We start from the raw sequence: 3,175 nt of genomic DNA, 5'->3' as shown, positions 1-3,175 counted from the left end.
GGGTGCTCGCGCAGGGCGGCGAGGGTTTCGCGGCTGACGCGGAGTTTGATTTCGGTTTCTTTCTGCATGGCCGGAAAATCCAGGATCGGGAGCGCAGCCGGGGGAATAGGTGGCTGCCAAGGTCGTGCAGTGTACAGGACTCGACCAAGATAGGGTCTGTTGACGCTTGGTGACGGCCGCGACGGCCCTCCCTTGGCTCGTCACCAAGCGCCAACAGACCCTGCCCGCCGTGCGACGGTTTATTCCTGTCGCCGGATGGTTCTATGATGGTCTTCAATTTGCGAGTTGGAGTCAGCGATGCCTTTGCCGTCCATGAAAGATCAATTCGCTGCGCTGATTGCTGCACCGTCCGTCAGTTGCACCCAGGCCAGCCTCGATCAATCCAATCGCCCGGTGATCGACCTGCTAGCCGCGTGGCTCGGTGATCTTGGCTTCGCCTGCGATATCCAGCAGGTCAGCCCGGGCAAATTCAATCTGCTGGCCAGTTATGGCTCCGGTCCCGGTGGGTTGGTGCTGGCCGGTCACAGCGACACCGTGCCGTTCGATGGCGCGTTGTGGCAGACCGACCCATTGAAGCTGACTGAAGTCGATGGTCGTTGGGTCGGGCTCGGCAGTTGTGACATGAAAGGCTTTTTCGCCCTGGCCATCGAAGCCGTCAAGCCGTTGCTCGATCAGCCGTTCAAGCAACCGCTGCTGATCCTCGCCACGTGCGATGAAGAAAGCTCGATGTCCGGCGCCCGCGCGCTGGCAGCCGCCGGGCGGCCGCTGGGGCGTGCCGCGGTCATCGGCGAGCCGACCGGGCTCAAGCCGATCCGCATGCACAAAGGCATCATGATGGAGCGCATCGACATACTCGGGCAAAGCGGCCATTCCTCGGACCCGCGCCTGGGCCATAGCGCGCTCGAAGCCATGCACGACGCCATTGGCGAACTGCGCGGCCTGCGCCTGTTGTGGCAGCGTGAATTTCGCAACCCACAGTTCAGCGTGCCGACGCCGACGATGAATTTCGGCTGCATCCATGGCGGCGACAACCCCAATCGCATCTGCGGGCAATGCTCGCTGGAGTTCGATCTGCGGCCGCTACCGGGCATGGACCCCAAAGCCCTGCGCGCGGCGATCCTGCAGAAGCTCAACCCGATTGCCGAGCGGCATCAGGTGAAAATCGATTACGCCCCGCTGTTCCCTGAAGTACCGCCTTTCGAGCAGGCTGAAGATGCCGAATTGGTGCGCATTGCCGAAAAGCTCACCGGCCATGGCGCCGAAGCAGTGGCGTTCGGCACAGAAGCGCCTTATCTTCAGCACCTTGGCTGCGAGACACTGGTACTCGGCCCGGGCGATATCGCCTGCGCCCACCAGCCGGGGGAATACCTTGAAATGTCACGTTTGCAGCCTACGGTGCATCTATTACGTCAGTTGATTGAACATTACTGCCTGACTCCGGCCGTAATGCCCGTGTAGGGGTTTGTGTTTTATAAATTGCCGGTATCCCAACCCGTATTCATGAGGAGAGCGCGCGTGTCGCCAAGCCTGTTCCGACGATAACCATCAGCCCGCTGTGCGTTTTCTGTTTCGCCCTTTTTTCGGCTGCTATTTATTACAGGCCCAGGTTCATGCCCGAATACGTCAATTGGCTTCGTCACGCTTCGCCTTACATCAACGCCCACCGCGATTGCACCTTTGTCGTCATGCTGCCCGGCGACGGTGTCGAGCACCCCAACTTCGGCAATATCGTCCACGACCTGGTGCTGTTGCACAGCCTGGGCGTGCGACTGGTGCTGGTTCACGGCTCCCGTCCGCAAATCGAAGCGCGCCTCGCCGCGCGCGGCCTGACCCCGCATTACCACCACGGCATGCGCATCACCGATGCCGCGACGCTGGAGTGCGTCATCGATGCGGTGGGCCAGTTGCGCATTGCCATCGAGGCGCGACTGTCCATGGACATGGCATCCTCGCCGATGCAGGGCTCGCGCCTGCGGGTTGCCAGCGGCAACCTGGTGACCGCCCGGCCAATCGGCGTGCTGGAAGGCGTCGATTATCACCACACCGGTGAAGTGCGCCGGGTTGACCGCAAAGGCATCAATCGCCTGCTGGACGAGCGCTCCATCGTGCTGCTGTCGCCGTTGGGTTATTCGCCGACCGGTGAAATTTTCAACCTCGCTTGTGAAGACGTCGCAACACGTGCGGCCATCGACCTCGGCGCCGACAAGCTGTTGCTGTTCGGCGAGGAGAAGGGCCTGATCGATGAGCACGGGCGTCTGGTGCGCGAATTGCGTCCACAGCAAGTCCCGGCGCATTTGCAGCGACTGGGCAGCAACTATCAGGCAGAGCTGCTGGATGCCGCCGCTGAAGCCTGCCGTGGCGGCGTGGCGCGCAGCCATATCGTCAGTTATGCCGAAGATGGTGCATTGCTGACCGAACTGTTCACCCGTGACGGTGGCGGTACGCTGGTGGCCCAGGAGCAATTCGAGGTGGTACGTGAAGCGGCCATCGAGGACGTCGGCGGTTTGCTGGATTTGATCAGCCCGCTGGAAGAACAGGGCATTCTGGTGCGGCGTTCGCGTGAGGTGCTGGAGCGCGAGATCGAGCAATTCAGCGTGGTTGAGCGCGAGGGCATGATCATCGCGTGCGCGGCGCTGTATCAGATTGCCGACTCGGATGCCGGTGAGCTCGCGTGCCTGGCCGTCAACCCGGAATACCGTCACGGCGGTCGCGGCGATGAACTGCTGGAACGCATTGAAACCCGCGCCCGTGCCCAAGGCCTGAAGACGTTGTTCGTGCTAACCACCCGCACTGCGCACTGGTTCCGCGAGCGTGGTTTTGTACCGAGCAGCGTTGATCGCCTGCCGTCGGCCCGGGCGTCGCTGTACAACTACCAGCGTAACTCGAAGATTTTCGAAAAAGCCCTTTGACCTGATCGTTCCCACGCTCTGCGTGGGAATGCCTCTACGGACGCTCTGCGTTCGGTACTGGATGGGACGCGGAGCGTCCCGGGCTGCATTCCGCTTTTGTGGCGAGGGAGCTTGCTCCCGCTGGAGGCCGAAGGACTCCCATCAGGGCCGCTACGCGGCCCAACGGGAGCAAGCTCCCTCGCCACAGGTTTCAGTGGATTCCTCTTCGTTCCCTGATCGTTCCCACGCTCTGCGTGGGAATGCCTCTACGGACGCTCTGCGTTCGG

At 62.0% G+C, this 3,175-nt stretch carries 2 protein-coding genes; both read left to right on the top strand.

Annotation, left to right across the window (positions count from 1 at the left end; translation table 11 throughout):
• Positions 1–297: 297 nt before the first annotated feature.
• Positions 298–1,458 carry an acetylornithine deacetylase gene (argE, locus tag D8V06_RS07040; RefSeq protein WP_130930680.1) on the top strand — a complete coding sequence of 387 codons (1,161 nt, stop codon included), beginning with the start codon at positions 298–300 and terminating at the stop codon, positions 1,456–1,458.
• Between the two features lie 152 nt (positions 1,459–1,610).
• Positions 1,611–2,909 carry an amino-acid N-acetyltransferase gene (argA, locus tag D8V06_RS07035; RefSeq protein WP_056854065.1) on the top strand — a complete coding sequence of 433 codons (1,299 nt, stop codon included), beginning with the start codon at positions 1,611–1,613 and terminating at the stop codon, positions 2,907–2,909.
• Positions 2,910–3,175 lie beyond the last annotated feature (266 nt).

The sequence above is a fragment of the Pseudomonas sp. Sample_24 genome (assembly GCF_004307605.1).
GTDB lineage: Bacteria > Pseudomonadota > Gammaproteobacteria > Pseudomonadales > Pseudomonadaceae > Aquipseudomonas.
The sequence above is the reverse complement of the archived record's forward strand: the minus strand, read 5'-3'. Positions and strand labels throughout refer to the sequence as shown.